At 44.6% G+C, this 18,880-nt stretch carries 14 protein-coding genes; 7 read left to right on the top strand and 7 right to left on the bottom strand.

All coding sequences use genetic code 11. The annotated features are described in order from the left end of the window. Nucleotide 1: 1 nt before the first annotated feature. Both V1358_RS09190 and V1358_RS09185 read right to left on the bottom strand, forming a co-directional pair. Nucleotides 2-376 carry a DUF3019 domain-containing protein gene (locus V1358_RS09190; RefSeq protein WP_347393332.1) on the bottom strand — a complete coding sequence of 125 codons (375 nt, stop codon included), beginning with the start codon at nt 374-376 and terminating at the stop codon, nt 2-4. Nucleotides 377-388: 12 nt separating this feature from the next. Beyond that, nucleotides 389-1,231 (bottom strand): MipA/OmpV family protein, encoded by an 843-nt coding sequence (locus V1358_RS09185; RefSeq protein ID WP_347393331.1) that lies wholly within the window; start codon nt 1,229-1,231, stop codon nt 389-391. Nucleotides 1,232-1,607: 376 nt separating this feature from the next. Here V1358_RS09185 and V1358_RS09180 point away from each other — a divergent pair, with 376 nt between their 5' ends. Further along, the gene (locus tag V1358_RS09180; RefSeq protein WP_347393330.1) at nt 1,608-6,677 is read left to right on the top strand and encodes a S8 family serine peptidase; all 5,070 of its coding nucleotides are present in this window, start codon (nt 1,608-1,610) and stop codon (nt 6,675-6,677) included. A 61-nt stretch (nt 6,678-6,738) separates the two neighbouring features. Here the strand turns inward: V1358_RS09180 and V1358_RS09175 are convergent, their stop codons facing one another. Then, nucleotides 6,739-8,115 (bottom strand): M14 family zinc carboxypeptidase, encoded by a 1,377-nt coding sequence (locus V1358_RS09175; protein WP_347393329.1) that lies wholly within the window; start codon nt 8,113-8,115, stop codon nt 6,739-6,741. Between the two features lie 85 nt (nt 8,116-8,200). On the opposite strand from V1358_RS09175, the gene V1358_RS09170 reads away from it, so the two are divergent. Beyond that, nucleotides 8,201-8,884, top strand: coding sequence for a M15 family metallopeptidase (locus V1358_RS09170; RefSeq protein WP_347393328.1), 684 nt, complete (start codon nt 8,201-8,203; stop codon nt 8,882-8,884). Between the two features lie 34 nt (nt 8,885-8,918). Here V1358_RS09170 and V1358_RS09165 read toward each other — a convergent pair whose 3' ends face one another. After that, entirely contained in the window at nt 8,919-9,362 is a 444-nt protein-coding gene (locus tag V1358_RS09165) for a hypothetical protein (RefSeq protein ID WP_347393327.1), read from the bottom strand. A gap of 1 nt (nt 9,363) precedes the next feature. Further along, on the bottom strand, nt 9,364-9,822 hold the full coding sequence (locus tag V1358_RS09160) for a hypothetical protein (RefSeq protein WP_347393326.1): 459 nt from the start codon (nt 9,820-9,822) through the stop codon (nt 9,364-9,366). A 243-nt stretch (nt 9,823-10,065) separates the two neighbouring features. On the opposite strand from V1358_RS09160, the gene V1358_RS09155 reads away from it, so the two are divergent. From V1358_RS09155 to V1358_RS09145, 3 genes are all read left to right on the top strand, one after another. Beyond that, the gene (locus V1358_RS09155; protein ID WP_347393325.1) at nt 10,066-11,610 is read left to right on the top strand and encodes a glutamate synthase-related protein; all 1,545 of its coding nucleotides are present in this window, start codon (nt 10,066-10,068) and stop codon (nt 11,608-11,610) included. Between the two features lie 298 nt (nt 11,611-11,908). Beyond that, nucleotides 11,909-12,121, top strand: a complete 213-nt coding sequence (gene cspE, locus V1358_RS09150) for a transcription antiterminator/RNA stability regulator CspE (RefSeq protein ID WP_347389678.1) — start codon at nt 11,909-11,911, stop codon at nt 12,119-12,121. A gap of 153 nt (nt 12,122-12,274) precedes the next feature. Then, nucleotides 12,275-14,224: an LTA synthase family protein gene (locus V1358_RS09145; RefSeq protein ID WP_347393324.1), complete on the top strand. Its 1,950-nt coding sequence runs from the start codon at nt 12,275-12,277 to the stop codon at nt 14,222-14,224. Here the strand turns inward: V1358_RS09145 and V1358_RS09140 are convergent. Continuing rightward, on the bottom strand, nt 14,221-14,823 hold the full coding sequence (locus tag V1358_RS09140; protein ID WP_347393323.1) for an acyl carrier protein phosphodiesterase: 603 nt from the start codon (nt 14,821-14,823) through the stop codon (nt 14,221-14,223). The genes V1358_RS09145 and V1358_RS09140 overlap by 4 nt on opposite strands. 89 nt (nt 14,824-14,912) lie before the next feature. On the opposite strand from V1358_RS09140, the gene V1358_RS09135 reads away from it, so the two are divergent. Continuing rightward, nucleotides 14,913-15,605: a class I SAM-dependent methyltransferase gene (locus V1358_RS09135; RefSeq protein ID WP_347393322.1), complete on the top strand. Its 693-nt coding sequence runs from the start codon at nt 14,913-14,915 to the stop codon at nt 15,603-15,605. Between the two features lie 39 nt (nt 15,606-15,644). Here the strand turns inward: V1358_RS09135 and V1358_RS09130 are convergent, their stop codons facing one another. Beyond that, nucleotides 15,645-17,171 (bottom strand): arylsulfatase, encoded by a 1,527-nt coding sequence (locus tag V1358_RS09130; RefSeq protein WP_347393321.1) that lies wholly within the window; start codon nt 17,169-17,171, stop codon nt 15,645-15,647. Nucleotides 17,172-17,386: 215 nt separating this feature from the next. On the opposite strand from V1358_RS09130, the gene V1358_RS09125 reads away from it, so the two are divergent. Beyond that, complete coding sequence (locus V1358_RS09125) at nt 17,387-18,880, top strand: arylsulfatase (protein ID WP_347393320.1); 1,494 nt, start codon at nt 17,387-17,389, stop codon at nt 18,878-18,880.

Raw genomic sequence — 18,880 nt, 5'->3', positions numbered from 1 at the left:
GCTATATACCCCAACCAAAGCGTCTTCTTACGCGATAATTCTTAGAAGTCAGTTTTCCCACTGTGAGTTTCTTTTGAGCGAGTATTTCGCCCGATTCACTCCTCAAGGAGATATGTGTTGTTGTCTCTAGAGTCAAACTGTATGTCGTTTTCACCCGATTACCGACAAAACATTCTCGTTGCACCTTGGGTAAATCAATAACGATACACAAGGTATGGTGAGCAGAAGATGAAGCGCTCACATGGACTTCCATTTTGCACCTTGTTGCTTCATTTTCTTGAATACACGTGTGTGGCGTCACGTCCAGCATGGGCGCGACGTTGTCCTGCATTGCAGAGGGTATTAAAGCTAAAGCAACAAAGTAGTCAATTAGCATGCGGTTGTTCGTTTAAAACTCAAATGTAATCCCCGAGAAGCCCGTCATATATTGGTCTCTATCGAACATAGGAGTATCACTTAAATCTTTATCAATCCACGTATTTGAGATACTTAGCATAGCACTAAAGTGCTCACTCAGTGGGTAAGTGTACTCAAGTCTTACATGATAATTTACAGCAGCACCGCCTAAGTCGTATCTAGGAATACGGGTGATAGATTCAGTGGGTTGAACGCGATAATAGTATTCTACTAACTCGTTACTTTTTTGCGTTACACCGACTTCACCGACAAATTGGCCACCGAGTAGTGTTTTTGCATAGTATGCAACAAACTTATTTTCAGACCCGTTGTGAACACTGGTGATGTCGTGCAGAGTAGTCAACTCCGCTCCCCAATTTTTCCCAGCATAGCCAAAAGTGACACCCGCCTCATATGAGATACTTCTTTCTATGGGGGTTAAATAGATTGGGGTTGCTTGTGGTCTGCCTGGTCGCTCTAGATCACGCACTGCATTCACTGCAAATAAGTTGTCGATACCATCTAGCTCGAAGAAAAAACCATCCTCATTGAATGTGCCAACAACATCAACATAAAAAGACTCATTTTGATACAGGCTGTAGCCTAATGAAAAATCATCGAAGTACCAGTTTTCGCCGTAATAGGCAAAATGGGGTAAAAATACAGAGCTTACGTGTTCAGCGCCACGAATAGGATTCTCAATACCACCGTATCCCACAGTGATAGATGCTTCAAATGTGCCAACCTCTATGTATTGCGCAGCTTCAGGTTCTTCGATTTGCGCAAAGCCTGATAGGGGAAATAATGTGCATACTAAGAGTATGTATTTATTCATAACTCAAGTGTGTTCCTTTTCAGTGTTAACTGAATCTTAATTAATTGGCGCAGTTGTGCAACATGGGTTTCGACAGTCTCTCACCTTTGTAGCATTCAGAACCAGTATAAAATTTACACCAACAACTAACCCACTGATTTAAATGTTCTTTTTTTTCATAAAATCTTTAGGAGTGTACAAAAAGCTACATAACTAATGTTAGGTTGCAATGGCATTTAGAGTGTTAACACTAATTAATATTTTTGTATCACCAATGTACAAAAGTGTACACGGAGTTGTTAGTTGTGCCCTGAGTTAATGTGATTGAATCGAGATGTTAAATATTTTCGACGTGTTCGAAATTCATCCTCTTTTATACACATAGTTAGGGTTAATTATGAAGAAGACAACTATCGCAACTGCTGTTGGTGTGGCACTTTTCAGTGCAACATCATTGTATGCAGCAGTTAACGCAAGTGGCCAAACGGCCAATGTAGATAACAAACTTAAAGCGCCTAGCTTTAACCTTGCAGACGTTCAGGCACTGCAAAAAGAATTAGACACACAGGGTCTTAATGGTGCATACGCTGATGGCGTTAACGTTCAGTTAAATGCGCAAGCAGGTAAATTTGTTAAGGAAAACATCGAAGGTGAGCACATTTATATTGTTCGTCTTCGCGACGCGGCGGTAGCTGTAGCAGCTCAAGATCCTAACTCAGCGCTTACTCGCAGCATGGGTGGCACTATTGGCGGCAAATTGTTCGAGCGTGGCCAGCCTACTTCTAAAGCGGTTGTAATGTACGAGCGTGAACTACGCAACAAACAACAAAGCGTAATGCAAGAAGTGACAGCGGTAACAGGTCGCACAGAAATGCGTCGTCAGTTCACTAAAGCTATTAATGGCTTCTCGGTGAAAATGACTGAACAAGAAGCAGCTAACATTGCGAACCTAGGCAGCGTTGCCTCAGTAATGCGTTCAAAGCATTACGACTTACTTAGTGATGAAGGTCCAAAGACAATTCACGCTGACAAAGTATGGTCAGGTGCGGCATCACCAACAGGTATTAAACACAAAGGTGAAGGTCAAATCATCGGTATCATCGATACGGGTATTAACTCAGATCACCCTTCTTTCGCGGACGTAGGCGGTGACGGTTACGATCACACTAACCCGTGGGGACCAGGTCAATACGTTGGTGATTGTGTTGAAGATGCAGAGCACATCCAGTGTAACGACAAACTAATCGGTGTGCGCTCTTACGACATTATCACAGATACTTTCTCTGCCATGATCCCTGGCTGGCCAGCAATCGGTGAAGACTACCAAGGTCACGGTTCACACGTAGCGTCTACAGCAGCGGGTAACGTTGTAAAAGATGTACCTTACATGATGGCCGGTGTGGGTGAAAACCAAGACGGTGTTGTTCTAGCTGATGCACTTTTCCCTGAAATTTCAGGTGTTGCACCACACGCAAATATTATTTCTTACCAAGTTTGTCACGCTGACAATGAATCAGGATACCGTGGCTGTCCTGGTGAAGCACTTGTAGCAGGTATCGAAGATGCGATTTCCGATGGTGTTGATGTAATCAACTTCTCAATCGGTGGTGCTGACTCAAATGTATGGGCTGACCCAGTTCAACTAGCTTTCCTTTCTGCACGTGAAGCAGGTATTAACGTTGCAGCTGCAGCCGGTAACTCGGGCACTGGCGTATGTGGTGGTTCAGAGTGTATGGGTTACCTTGATAACTCGTCACCTTGGTTAGCGCAAGTTGCAGCAACAACTCACGGCCGTGAAGTGGCAATTGATACTGTTGTTGAATATGCAGGCTTTATCGACCCAGCAATGGGTTCAGAAGTACCTAAATGGGCTGACATGGGTCTAGTGGGTGGTGCGCTTAATGATACCGAAATTACCGGTGTGGTAGTTTGGGCAAAAGACTACGAAGACATCAATGGTGAAAAAGACAGCCAAGGTTATTGTGTAACTGAATACCCTGCGGGCACGTTCGACTTCTTCAAAGACGGTTCGGAAATTCCAGGTGCGGCAACGGGTGAAACTAACGTTATCGTAATTTGTCAGCGTCACGATCCACAAGATCCAAATGGTAATGCGCGTACTGCAAAAGTAGACAATGTTAAGGCTGGTGGTGCAGATGGTTACATCATGTACAACCAAAATCGAGACCAAGGTACTGTTCCTCAGTCATACTCTCTACCGGGTGTACACTTCACTTACAACCAGTGGAATGGTGTGTATCCTGACGATGGCCTTGAAGACTGGGTTGATAGCTTCAGTGAAAAAGGTCACATGATCACTATCAAACCGACTGCAATTGAGCGTCGTATCAATGAAGAAAACGCGGATTGGTTAGCAAAATTCTCTTCACGTGGTCCTTCATACTCAAACGTTGAAATCCTAGCGCCGACTGTTGCTGCTCCGGGTGTAGACATTTACGCTGCATTCTCAGATGAGCACCCATTCGTATCAACACCATTTGGTGCTGATTACGCTGCGCTTAGCGGTACATCTATGGCTTCTCCTCACGTTGCGGGTGCGATGGCGCTTATTCGTCAAGCTAACCCAGAGTGGACGGCATCAGAAGTACAATCTGCATTAATGATGACGACTGACAACGAAGTTCAGTACTGGCGTTTAAACCAAGAAGGTTCAGAGTCGGACAAAGCAGGTATCTACCGTGCAGGTACTGGCCGTATCAACGTAGAAAACGCAGTTAAATCTGGTCTTGTAATGGATGAAACTGCAGCGAACTTCCTAGCAGCTGATCCTTACAATGGTGGTACACCGCATCAGCTAAACATGCCTAACCTAGTTGATTTCTCGTGTGCGCCTGAGTGTCAATGGGTGCGTACTGTTAAAGCAACCAAAGACGGTACATGGACAGTGAGCCATGAAGATGTTGTAAACTGGGCGTTCGATATGCGTTCTCAGTCTGCGCAAAACGGTGTGAACATCGAAGTAACGCCAAAAACGTTCTCACTTAAGGCTGGTGAAACGCAAACAATCGTTGTTAAAGCATCTGTGATGGATACGCAAGATTGGTTCTCTAACTCAGAAGTTGAGCTACACACTAACCTTATCTTCCAAGCACAGGAAGCGGGCATTCCAGACGCGCATTGGCCAATGGCATTTAAATATGACCGTGGTGATTTACCTTCACGTTTAGGTGCGACAGCTCACGCTGATAATGATACCTATGTAGCGAAAGACATCGTCATGCCACTGGTAGACAACCCAGTAGCGCGCGCTTACAAACCAGTTAAAGCGGATGTTCAATCAGTTGTTATTCCAAAAGATGATGAAGGTACATTCCCATGGGCAATGAACCGCACAACTGTACCTGCAGAGGAAGACATTATTGATGAAGCAGTGCACACAGGCTTTGTTAATGTTGGTCCTAACTCTAAGCGTTTAATCGTAGAAATGTTGAATGTTGCTGATTCAGAGCTTGAGAAAACTCTAGCGGTTGGTAACCCTGCAGTCTACGTAGGTAAGGATTACAATGGCGATGGCAAGATACAGCCGCAAGATGAAATTCTTTGTGTATCTAGCCACGTGATTTACGACAACTTCTGTAATATCAATAACCCAGAAGAGGGCGACTATTGGTACATGCTTTATAACCATCGCGATAATGGTTATGAAGGTTTAGAAGAGACATTCGAATATGCGGTTGCTGTTGTTACTGACGAACTAGACAGCGCAATTACGGCATCGTTGCCTTCAAGTGATGGTATCAACACGGTAGACATGAACGTTTCTTGGAACATGGACATGGAACAAGACGACGTTTACTACAGCCTTATTGATGTGGGTACATCTGATGTAAACCCAGATAATATTGGCTCTATCCCGTTTAAGCTTGAGCGTGGCGTAGACCGCGTGCACCTTGATGTACCTCAGAGCAAAGCTAAGATTGGTGAAAAGGTTCCATTTACGTTTGAAGTGTTGCCAAACAACACAGGTATGGACCGTAACTTTACTTTCACAGCTGATATCCCTGAGGGATTAAACATCAACGCTCAAAATGTATTGAGCTCGCGTAAAGATGTGAACATCGAAGTCGCTGATGGCAAATTGATTGTTTCTGGTACGCAAGAAGACACACGTGATTTGGCACCTGATTACATCGTAACTGACAGTATTACAGATGAGTTCTGTCGTACTCCAGATTTTGGCAATCCTAATCCAGGTGGTTACGTTGACTTGTCAAGATTTGGTTTGACACCGATTCTTTCAGGCTTCGATGAAAACAATCTGATCACTTTCGACCGTGGTTACACATTACCGGTAAATACGTTATTCAACGGTATTGATGATGTGAACCTATACAACAACGCTGATGCGACGAACGTAAGCTATGGCACTATGTCTGTGCACGGTAACGGTAAAGTGTCATTTGGCCCAACACGCCACTTCTCTCCATTTGCGATGGCGTTCCCATACGACTCATTCCCATATGAGAGTATTGGTGCACTTTGGCGTGGTTGGTTCCCTGGTTATCCAAATGACGTGATGAGTGTTGGTCTAAGTGCTCAAGAAGGTATCACTCTTGCGACTACAGGCACTTGGGCAATTGTTGAGTGGGATAACGCAGCTGACTATGGTGACCCAATTTATGACCGTGCTACGCGTTCATATGAGTGGACTAAACGTGACAACTCTTTCGACTTCGAAGTGATTTTCACACCGTTTACCCGCTTTGGTGAGAACCAGCATGAGATCTACTTGGCGTATGACAACATTGACTTCGGTTCAACAGATACGCGCGGCAGTATCGGTATTCAAGGCTATAAAGGTCCTTCATACAACCGTGGTCCATTGAGTGGATACCTTGGCAAGCAAGTTAGCTTCAACGAAATTGATGAAGTGGTTAAAGACGACATGGTCATTTGTATGGACTATGTAGGTCCTGAGTCTTCACAATTCGAAGTGACAGCATGGGCTGATATCACAACTGCGTCAGCAGGTCGTGACATGGAGTTCACTGCAACAATCGAAGTAGATGGCATGGACACTATGGTTAAGTCTCATACACTTTCTGTACCAAGCAACATCGTTATGGTTGAGCTTGATGATATGGAAACTGATGAGAACCAAGCTATCTCGTTCGACGTAACTTATGTAGATGAGCACAACTCAGCGAATGAAATCATCGTAACTGGTGATCATATGACCGCAACGGTTGAGGGCGACACTGTGACTATCACTCCGGAGCAATACTTCCACGGTGATATCGAAGTAACAGTAACGGTTCAAGATATTGAGAATCCAGCTGATGCAGTATCAAGCACCTTCAACCTTACAGTGGTATCTGATGGTGAAGATGCACCAGTTGTTGTAACACCAGAGCCAGAAGTTAAGCCTGAAAAATCAAGCTCAGGTTCACTAGCATGGTTGTTACTACTGAGCCCTCTTGCGCTATTGAGACGTAAGCGTAGCTAAGCAATCAGCTACAGACTTCATAGAAACCCAAAGGGCTCGTTAAGAGCCCTTTTTTTTGCTGTTAGTTGGTACTAACCCTAACTACATCTGTGCCAAAAATACCATAGTGCACTTGGCCCTTATCATCGCTTAATAAAAATGCTGCGCTTTGATGGCGATAAGGGAATGCCTGTTTTGGGCAAGGTAACACCGGATATTTATTAGCTGACTTGACTCTTGGGGTAAGTGATTCAGTGCATCCTTGGCCTTGTTTTAGGGCTTCTGTGAATTGCTGTTGTGTTAGTTCGGTACTTGCTTGGCTGTCCAAAGGAAGAGGAGGTTGATAAAATAGCCCTTGTGCGTCTAACTCTTGAAATCCAGTGCGAACACTGGCTACATCTCCTAGCTCATTAACTCTTGCAAAAATTCCCTCATCTTTGATGGCTAAATCTGTTTGGTAATTTCCATATGGACCGCGCACGGTGACGTTTTTAATTAATACATCCACGAAGGCGTCTTTGGAATTGAAAGGTATCGCGTCATACACGGCAATTTCGGCTGTTTGCCAGGATTTGGCGACGATGCTATCGATAACTTCTTTGTACATAATGCGATTAAGACGTCGCGCAACGTCGCGTTTGGGGTCATTAAAATGAGCGCCAGACTCAATCAAAATGGTGCGCATGCCCATTTCCGAGAAGGTATCACCAAAACTCCGATAGGAATAACTATCATCGTATTTAGCAAGGTGCCCCGGAATGTGTTGGTTTATGCTGGTGCTTAAATGTGCGATTAAACGCATGGCATCACCACGACTCGTATTGATATCGCGAGCGTGATTATAAGCGGGTGCCAGCACAGAAATAGTAGCGGGCTTGGCTGTTTGGCCCACACCATAATAGGCATTTTGGTCGTGAAGATTGAATGCGAAATCAGCTTCGAAATCCTTGGCTACTTGCATCAGGATTTTACCTTCGGGAGTATTGAGTGCCTTGGCGTCTCGGTTAATATCTATTCCTTGAGCGTTGCGCCGCGTCTGCTTAGCTGCACCGTCTGGATTCAGCATTGGAATAATTTTCACCGTAACCTTATCTTGCCACGTTTGCCGCCACTGGGCTTGGTTGTTATCTAAGGTGAAGGATAAGAAGTCAAATAACGCTTTGGTCGCTGTGTTTTCATCACCATGCATTTGGCTCCACATCAACACTTTGGTTGGTCCGTTACCAAGGGTGATAGCATATATTGGCCGCTGCTCGTATGAATTGCCGAGCAGTTCGACTTTGATATTATCGTGCTTAGCTAAGGACTCGATAACAGGGTAAATGTCATCCGGCGCGATAGCGAGTTCGTTGAAACTCTCTATGTAGGTGTTGGCAATGCTTGCATGCTCAGGATTATTTGCACTCATAACTGTAAAGGGGGTTAACAAAGCACCGCAAACTAGTGTAGTTTTAAACATAAGGAAACCATTATTCTGTTTATAATTTTAATTGAGAATAATGTATTTTTCGTGTCGCGTCTAAAAACATAAAAAAGGAAAGTCGATGAGAGCTTATCTATATGCTGCAACCACCTTGTTACTGTCGCTCAATGCAGCGGCGACGGAGGTGCCTGCTAATCAAGATAAAGAGGAGTTTGTAGCGATAGCATCAATCGCGCCTGATGTTATACAAGACATTCGCTATTTCTCCGACGATAACTTTGTTGGTGCTCCTGTGGATGGTTATGAAGCGGCCAAATGTATTTTGCATCGTGATGCAGCAAAGGCATTGGCGGCGGCGCAAGAACAAGCCAGCAAGCAAGGTTACACAGTTAAGGTATTCGACTGTTATCGCCCACAACGTGCAGTGGACCACTTTGTACGTTGGGTGAATGATGAAACCGATCTTAAAACTAAGTCAGAATATTACCCTAATCTAGGTAAGGACGAGCTACTTGGCGGTTACATCGCAGCTAAGTCTGGTCACAGTCGCGGTGCGACAGTGGATTTAACCCTCGTCGACAACAAAACGGGTGAAGAGCTGGATATGGGTTCGCCGTTTGATATGTTCGATACACTGTCAAACACCGATGATCCGCGTATAACAGAGGCGCAAAGAGCAAATCGCTATTTGTTGCGCGATATTATGGTCGCCAATGGATTTGCCCCATACGCAATGGAATGGTGGCATTTCTCTCTTAACCCGCAGCCCTACGCGGATACCTATTTTGATTTCGTTGTGAAATAAAAAATCGGCGCTAATACAAGCGCCGTTTTTAGTTTTATTTGTTGCTGTAAACCGCGTTGTAGGCGTCTTTTACTGCTTCGTCAGTAATAGCTTTGGCGATACCGCGGCGTAAACCCATACGCCAGCGATCGATATGGCGCTGTTCAACCTCACACGGTTTCTTTGAACAGTTGTTATTTTCTGCGGATACTTCATCAAACCAGATTTTGCTATCGGAATAATGAATATTGAGACGCAGTTTATAGCCTTTGTGATCCAATAGCGCTTGCACAAGGCCGGGTGATTGCTCTACAACTTGCCATTCATACTGCTTCAGCCCTTTATTAATAACTGCAGCGGGGTCGGTCACATAGTCTGATAGATAAAAGGGATCATTATAGAAGGTGTACTCTACAGAAGTCTGGGCAATTGCGTTTGCAGCTAAACCTAGGCTGATGCCCGCGATACACAGGCGCACTGATCGTTGTAATGATTTCATTTTACACATTCCCCAAAGCACGCTTGAGCTCTTTTACCAACGAGCGATTGTATTTGTAATAATTGCGGTGCGTTTTATAGCAAAAATCACCTTTTTGGATGGCACATTGATAGTCATTCACACCGCCAGCATATTTTATTTGCACAGCGTCATTATTGTATTCAATGCGGTGGATGATCGCATGACCTTTGTAATCCCAGCGAGCCAATACATACCCATCTCCTTCACCTTCTACTAACCAAGCCACCCCCTTGGTTTGTTGCATACCTTGCAAAATAGCCAAGCGCGCTTTTTTCGCGTCCCCCGTGGGGTTGGGGATCAGATCGTAAATGGCCTTCATTTTCTTAGCAGATACACCACCTGACACTTTTTGATATTCAAAAACAGTAGGTTCCGCAAGCGATTGAGCACTCAAAAAAAGAGCACTGGCAGCAATCCAAGAGCAGAGCAATCGATTCATAAGATGTCCTTTCTATCTTTATTTTTAGGAAGTTGTAATGCGCGTAGGCGATTTTTAGTGTCACTAAGACACGGCTAAAAATCGCGATAACGCCTTAAAGCAGATAGTTACATTTATTGAATTAACTTTCTAGTTTCTAATTGGTTTTATTTGAGGTACAAATTAAATCATATTCAGCGTCTATAGTTAGGTGTATTCACAGTAATTCAAGATTGAAGCGCCTTATCCGTCATCGAGGGAAATATGAAACCTGTCATAGCCGATAACAAACCTGCCAAAGTCAACTTAACGAAAGGAAAGGAATACTATTTTTGCGCCTGCGGTCGCTCCAATAACCAACCATTTTGTGATGGCTCCCATGCTGGAACTGAATTCAAACCAAAGTCGTTTGTAGCGCAGGAAACGGGCGATGCTTATTTGTGCCAATGCAAATACAGCGCGAATACACCATTTTGTGATGGCACGCATAAACAGTTTGACGCCAAAGATGTCGGAAGCGAAGGGCCTCAACAACAAGACAAGCAAGGTGGTGCGCCTCAAGCGAAGGCAACAAAAGAAGAGCCTACGGTTGAGTTCATTCATCAGTTGGCGAAAGACGGTCTTGCCACCTTTGGTCATCATGGGCCAATGACTTCCATGGGGGTTCCTCGTTATAAGTTGCCGCATTGGGACGATATTCAAATCATGACGGCGCAAATGGCAACGCAGCCTTTGATGGAAGATGTGCCTGTATCCACTGAGTTAGTGATTGGGCCTAAGGCTAAAAAGCCATTGGTATTGAATATTCCTTTATTTGTCTCGGATATGAGCTTTGGAGCTTTATCAGAAGAGGCAAAAATTGCCCTAGCGAAGGGCGCACAGTTGGCTGGAACCGGCATTTGCTCAGGTGAAGGTGGTATGTTGCCAGAAGAACAGCAGGCGAATTCCCGTTATTTTTATGAGCTAGCCAGTGCTCAATTTGGTTTTGATGAAGAAAAGCTCAAAAACGTGCAAGCGTTTCACTTTAAAGGTGGGCAGGGCGCAAAAACGGGCACGGGTGGACACTTACCCGGTAATAAAAATATTGGCAAAATCTCACAAGTGCGTGGTATTGCAGAAGGTGAACCCGCTATTTCCCCGCCAACGTTCAAAGACTTACACACAGTCAAAGATTTCAAGCGATTCGCCGACAGAGTCCGAGAAATAACGGGCGGCATCCCTATTGGGTTCAAATTGAGTGCGAATCACATTGAACGCGACATCCAATTCGCATTGGATGCCAGCGCTGATTACATCATTCTTGATGGTAGAGGAGGTGGCACGGGGGCTGCGCCTGAGATGTTTCGCGATCATATCAGTGTGCCGACAATCCCAGCGTTGGCTCGTGCACGTCATTATCTCGATGCTTATGGGAAAAGTGGCGATGTAACACTCATTATTACCGGAGGGTTACGCGTGCCGATTGATTTTGTAAAAGCACTCGCCTTGGGTGCTGACGGGGTTGCCATAGCAAATTCAGCCATGCAGGCAATTGGTTGTGTTGGTGCTCGCATGTGTAATACCAATAATTGCCCCGCGGGCATCGCAACACAAAAGCCTGAATTAAGAGCACGTCTGAATATAGATGTTTCGGCGCGGCGGCTAAGTAATTTTCTAACCGCGAGTACCGAGCTTATGCAAGTAATGGCAAGAGCATGTGGTCACGACTCATTAAATCAGTTCAATCCAGATGATATCGCCACTTGGAATCGCGATATGGCGTTACTCAGTGGCATCCAATACAGTGGGTTATTGCCGCCGATAGGGTAGTATTACGGTTAATGACATCATTAAAACGTTAACTTTGATTGGGTTGAGTGTTTTTTGTACAAAAATTACACTCAATGCCTAGGTAAAGTGAAAGTGCTGTGTTAATATGCTCGCGTCTGATGAGTTCTACCCAGATTCGATATTTGCTTTTGTACTTCAGTTCTACGTGTGTTCTATCCAAGAAATGTTCCACCCCGAATTAAAGCAGCGTAAGCCTCTCGTGTTAGCTAGTACTTAACTCGGCAATTCCGTTGCGAAAGCAACACATTGATATATATTATTTTTTTGGAGACACATTATGTCTAAAGCAACTGGTACAGTTAAATGGTTCGACGAAGCAAAAGGTTTCGGTTTTATTACTCCTGCTGACGGTAGCAAAGATGTATTCGTACATTTCCGTGCAATCGTAGCTGAAGGCGGTTTCCGCACTCTACAGGAAGGTCAAAGCGTTGAGTTTACAGTAGAGCAAGGTCAAAAAGGCCCTCAAGCTTCTGACGTTAAAGCTATCTAATTAGCTGATACGAATGAGCGAAGCACACGCTTCGCTCTTAAATCTCAAAGTACTCCTCACGATCAATTCACTATACTCACACTAAAGACTCTCTTAAGTTTTTCTTAAGTTTCATTTTATAACCTGCTAACAGCGTCATTGTTGTAGTATGTTATGAAAACAATAAACCACCTTTACACTCTTTTAAGACCTTATCTCGCTCTGGTTTTTCTACTGTTGGCTATTTTTTCAATTAGTCGGCTCGCTTTACTCCTATGGTTGCAACAACGTATTGGAGACATCAACACCACACAATTATTTTTAGGTGGCTTACGTATTGATATTAGTACGAGCGTCTACTTAAGCGTGCCAGTGCTGGTTGTCGTGCTACTCAGCTCCTTTGTGGGCAACAGTGTAATGCATCGCATTAATCGCTTTTCGACAATTTACAGTGCCTTTGTCGTAACCCTAGTGGTGTTGATGGAATTGGCTACGCCCGCTTTTATCAACCAATACGATGTTCGCCCAAATCGGCTATTCATCGAATACCTTGCTTATCCACACGAAGTATTTTCGATGTTGGTAAATGGCCACTTAGCAACGCTGGTAGTTAGTGTAGTATTGGCGGCTGCTGCCTTTGTTATCGCTAAACAATATTTCACTCGAACAGGACGAAATATGCAGGAATCGCGGTCTTTTTTCAGCGCTATCTTGTTGTCTTTATTGGTTTTACCGCTTGTCGCATTGGCAGCCCGAGGAACTCTTGGACACCGTCCTATTAACCCGGCGCTGGTGTATTTTTCTCAGGATGCACTGGTCAATTCTCTGACTCTCAACTCGCTTTACAGCGTTGCTTTTGCCTTCAAAAATATGAGTAGTGAGCAGGGTGCTCAGCAGCTGTATGGCACAATGGACGAAAATGAAATCATTGATGTTGTAAAGCAGGAGAGCTACAAAGCATCGTTTGTATCTGAGCAAATACCGACACTTGCAACCAACACGCCCTTCAATCAAGGGCCTAAAAAGAACCTTGTGATTATCTTAGAAGAAAGTTTGGGTGCGCGTTTTGTCGGTGCACTCGGTGGAGTAGGTCTCACGCCACATATCGATAAGCTCTACGAGCAAGGTTGGGGCTTCGATAACTTATATGCCACGGGCACGCGTTCAGTACGAGGCATTGAAGCGGTCATGACTGGGTTTTTACCCTCACCTTCGCGTTCGGTAGTGAAGCTTTCAAAATCCCAACAGCACTTCTCTACAATTGCACAAATATTGGCAAATCAGGGTTATACAACACAGTTTGTCTATGGCGGCGAAAGCCACTTTGACAATATGAAGAGCTTTTTTCTGGGAAATGGAGTGCAGCACATCGTCGATTTTGATGACATAGAAGACCCACAATTTGTGTCATCGTGGGGCGCCAGTGACGTTGATCTGTTCCGCCAAGCTGACAAAGAGCTGGTTAAGTTAAATGCTCAAGACAAACCGTTTTTCAGTCTTATTTTTACCTCAAGCAACCATGATCCATTTGAGATACCACAAGACAGTGTTGAGCTACCTGAGGGATTTAGTAGTGACAACCCTGCGCGAGACAAGGCCATTATGTATGCAGACAAAGCGTTAGGTGAATTTATTACCACAGCGCAACGCCAAGAATATTGGCAAAATACGGTGTTCTTAGTCGTTGCTGATCATGATGTGCGGGTTTACGGCAAAGAGCCAGTGCCCATTAAATCTTTCCACATCCCAGCGGTGATACTCAACGCTGGAGTGCAAAAGCGAGATCAGCGCTTGGTGAGCCAAATTGATTTACCCGTCACATTGCTATCCCTTGTTGGTGTTGATGCGCCGACTCCGATGACTGGCTTGGACCTTACTAAAGAGTATCCTGTAGAGCGGGCAATGATGCAGTACTACGACAATTTTGCTTACATTGAAAATAACACTGCCAGCATACTTATGCCGGGGAAAAAAGTGAGCTATTGGCACTATGACAAACACGCCAAAGAGCAAAAAGAAGTACCAGAAGATGCGAGTATGAAAGTGATTAGTCACAAAGCGCTTGCCCATGTTCTATTTAGCTCTATGGCCTATCAGCAGCAGTTATACCGTTTGCAGGACTAGCGTCGAAATTCTGTGGCTTGCTCAATATTGTAACTAGTTACATGTGCCACGAGCTCTGGGAAAAATGTTAAAAACACGGCATTGAAATCATCTAAATGCGCTTCAATGTCGTGCACTGCCCCGGCAAATGAATTGTTGAAACGGATACGTTTAGCTATGTTGTTTAAAGCTAAATCCACGCCATCGAGTGAGGCATACGTTGCAAACCAATCATCCTCACACATACGTTTTACGACATGCTGCATTCTCGTGGGCATAGCGTCTGATCTAGATTGCAATAAGCGGTAACTAAGCGCACAAAAATCGCTAAACGGCTGGTCGGTAAATTTTGACCAGTGCTGGATCAGCAAGTGATCAAACAAGACATCTGTGGCCACTCCAGCGAATCTGCGTCGATGTGGGCTAAAAAGGGCTCGGGTGTGCTTCACTAGTGGGTGATGGTCGGTGAACTTGTCTACTAACAAGTGGTTATCTAGCGCTAATTTCACCGCCTTAGGCAGGGTGTGGGGGTCAACACCACGGCGAAAGTCGCCGAGCAGATTCCCCATATGAGAATCGGCGGTTGGTTGGGCTAGATAAAGGTGAGCAAGGTAGTTCATCACACTCCTGTACGAAGCAAAATAGCACACTTAAAATGCACTTAGTGTATTTCGATTACTCCTGCTTATTATGCATAAGTTAACATATAATGGCACGGTTCAAAGAAGCGCATTGCGCTTTGCAAAGCAGTACAGGGGATATTATGGAGCCACAATATTGGTTGTCACGATGGCAAACTGGGGATATTGGTTTTGATCAAGCTCAGCCTAACACTAACTTAGTCACATACTTAAGTGCATTGGATTTGCGTGATGGTGCACATATTTTTGTGCCTCTGTGTGGCAAGAGTATCGATGTTATATGGCTGTTGGAGCAAGGTTTTGAGATTACTGGCGTTGAGCTCAGCCAAAGCGCAGTGCAATCATTGTTTGCTGGGTTAGAGATTGAGCCTACTGTAGAAAAGAATGGCGACCACACCTGCTATCACCATGGCAATTTACGAATTTTCGTGGGTGATATTTTTGACTTAACGGCTCAGCAACTGGGTGAAGTATCAGCCATTTACGACCGCGCAGCCTTGGTTGCGCTGCCTTATGATCTGCGTGTTAAGTACGCTAACAAGCTTTGCGAATTGTGCCCGACAGCAAATCAGCTGGTGGTTACGGTTGAGTACCCTCAACCCGATGCAGACAGCACGCCACAATCAATTACCCATGATCACATGAATGAGTTGTATGCACAGCAGTACGACTTAGATTTGTTGGCAAATAAAGGGGTAAGTGAAGGAATAAAAGGTTGCCATCCTGCGTTTAATGCAACGTGGCACTTGGTGCGCAAGTAAAAAAGCAGGGCGATTGCCCTGCTTTTTGATTCTAACTTATTAGCGGCTAACCGCTTGACTATTAATGAATTTGCTCACTTCATCAACTTGTAAGCTCATGCTCTTTTGAGTTGGTGGAAATTCTTTGAATGTCTCTACAAACTTGCCAATTTGCAATCCTGCTGGTCCCATAATCCAAGTGCGGTTTTCCGCCCACTCGTCATAACCACGTGCTTCTGTGAAGCGCTCGAACGGGTCAAGCTTAAGGTTGATCAAGTACGGTGATGTAAGCGCCTCTTGTGTTGCACGGAACCAATGATTTTGTTCTGTGAACAGCAGTTTCCAGTCGCCATAGCGCAGACCATGGAAGGTTGCTTCGGTAAAATAGTAAAAGTCTTTACGCTTAGTCTTACCGTTGTTAAGTAATAGGTCGCTTTGGTCGTAACCATCTAGGTGTACTTTGTATTTACGGCCGTTGATTTTTTTACCTTTAAGAAGCTCTTCTTTAAGGTTTTTCTCACCGACCCATGACATGATAGTTGGCATCCAGTCTTCCATCGTCATGAATTCGCCAGTGCTTACACCTGCTGGAATGTTGCCTGGCCATTTAACTAGCATAGGCACACGGAATCCGCCTTCCCAGCCACCAACACCTTTTTCGCCGTGGAATGGTTGGTTACCGCCATCAGGCCATGAGTTTGATGCTGCACCATTGTCTGTTGAGAACATGACGATGGTATTGTCAGCCACTTTTAATTCGTCAAGCAAGTTGAGTAACTCACCAACATCATCATCTAACTCCATCATGCCGTCGGCATAGATACCGTAGCCACTGCGACCTTCATAGTATTCATTAAGGTTAGTGCGATAGTGCATGCGGGTTGTGTTGTGCCACACGAAGAAAGGTTTGTCCGCTTGAACCGCATCGCGAATGAAGCGCTTTGACTGTTTAAGTACTTCTTCATCCATATTGCGTTGTACTTCTTGGCCAAATGGACCTAAGTCTTTAATTTCTTGTTTGCCATTACCCAATGCTTTTGAATGCACGATGCCACGTAACGGAGCCAAACCAACTTTCTCTTGTGCTGCTTTGTCTTTAGGGTAGTCATATTGCTCAGCATATTCACCGGCATTAAGGTGATAAAGGATACCGTAAAACTCATCAAAGCCGTGATTAGTTGGTAAGTGCTCGTCACGGTCGCCCAAGTGGTTCTTACCAAACTGACCTGTCGTGTAGCCTTGCGATTTAAGCATCGTTGCTAAACTCGGATCGGAAGTTTGAATACCCTCTTTAGCGCCGGGCAGACCTACAGTGCTCAGGCCGGTACGAATTGGGTACTGGCCGAGGATGAACGCAGCGCGGCCCGCAGTACAAGAAGCTTGCGCATAATGATCCATAAACATCATGCCTTCATTGGCAATGCGATCAATATTTGGAGTGGTTCCACCCATCATACCGCGGTGGTAACTACTGATATTCCACATGCCTACATCATCACCCCAAATGACGAGAATATTGGGTTTATCTGCGGCGAAAATGGGAATACAGGTAAGTAGACTAGATATAAATACTACGAGTCGTAGCATGGCTCTCTCCTTGATTAATAATGAGTCCACATTATTTATAGCAGATATGTGTTTAATTAATAGGGAAGTGAGTTGATTTCAGTCATTTTTCGTTCCTTTTTTGAAAAAAATTATCAATGTCTTGGGTAGAGTGAGCTATAGTAAAGCTTGGATTAAAGATTGCAGTGATTCTAATCGAATTCAATTTGTATCTTACTAATACACAAGGAGAAATGATGAAATTGCCATTAGTAAGTGTAGTCGCGGGGATGCTTTCCCTGTCAGTTCAAGCTAAGGACCCCAACGTCTTGGCTATTATGGTCGATGATGTTGCACAGGTTTCGCTTAGCGCCTATTCACATGGTATGACCTATAACACCCCAAATATTGACCGTATTGCTAACGAAGGTGCATTGTTTACAGACCACTACGCACAACCGAGTTGTACGGCAGGTCGAGCGGCGTTTTTGATGGGGCAGCTTCCCGTTCGTACCGGTTTGACTACGGTTGGTCAGCCAGGTAATCCGCTTGGCATTAAAGAAGCCGACCCAACAATTGCGGAGTTTTTAAAAGACAAAGGCTACATGACGGCGCAATTTGGTAAAAACCACCTCGGTGATTTGGATGAGCATTTACCGACGCGTCATGGTTTTGATGAGTTCTATGGTAACTTATACCACCTCAATGTATCCGAAGAACCAGAACAAGAGGATTACCCAAAAACAGAAGCATTCAAGAAAAAGTTTGGTCCGCGTGGAGTCATCGAAGCGTATGCTGATGGTCGTATTAAAGACACAGGCCCACTTACACGTAAGCGTATGGAAACCTTTGATGAAGAAGTGCTTGCTCGAAGCTTAGACTTCATGGAACGAGCAGTAAAAGCAGATAAGCCATTCTTTATTTGGCACGCTCCAAGTCGCATGCACGTTTACACGCATTTAAAACCAGAAAGTCGCCACCTAGCAACACATATCAGCTCGGAAGAAGACGTCTTTGGTAGTGGCCTTCTAGAACATGATGGTCATGTTGGCCAACTGCTAGATAAGCTAGATGAGCTAAAAATCGCTGACAACACCATTGTTATTTACACTACAGATAACGGTCCAGAGCAGAGCTCATGGCCTGACGCTGGCACCACTAAATTCCGTGGTGAGAAAATGACCACATGGGAAGGCGGTGTGCGTGTACCATTCATGGTTCGTTGGCCAGAAAAAATCCCTGCGGGTTTGAAGCTAAATGGTATTTCTTCACATGAAGACGTATTCCCTACTATTGCAGCTGCTGTGGGTGAAAAGAATCTACGCAAAGCAATGGAGAAGGAATTCAACGTCTATATCGATGGTGAGAATAACCTAGACTACTGGCGTGGAAAAACGGATAAGTCAGCGCGTAACCACTTCTTCTATTACTATGAGTCGCAGTTAACTGCGGTACGTGTTGGCCCATGGAAAATGCACTTTGCATCTAAGCCTGGCGGTCGTTACTACGAGGATTTGGTAACGCATACCATGCCTAAGCTGTTCAATTTAAGAAAAGATCCAATGGAACACTATGACGACGTCACTGGTTTCCATCAGATCATGAAGAAGAGCTGGGTAATGCAACCTGCAATTGCATTGTTAACTGAGCACATCAAGACGTTTGAGAAATTCCCACCTCGTCAAGAAGCTGCTTCACTCAATATTAATGAAGCGATCAGTAAAGCAAAATCAGCAGCGAATAATCGTTAA

The sequence above is a fragment of the Pseudoalteromonas pernae genome (assembly GCF_039831865.1).
GTDB lineage: Bacteria > Pseudomonadota > Gammaproteobacteria > Enterobacterales > Alteromonadaceae > Pseudoalteromonas > Pseudoalteromonas pernae.
Note: the sequence above shows the minus strand (reverse complement) of the source record. Positions and strands in the feature narration are given on the sequence as shown.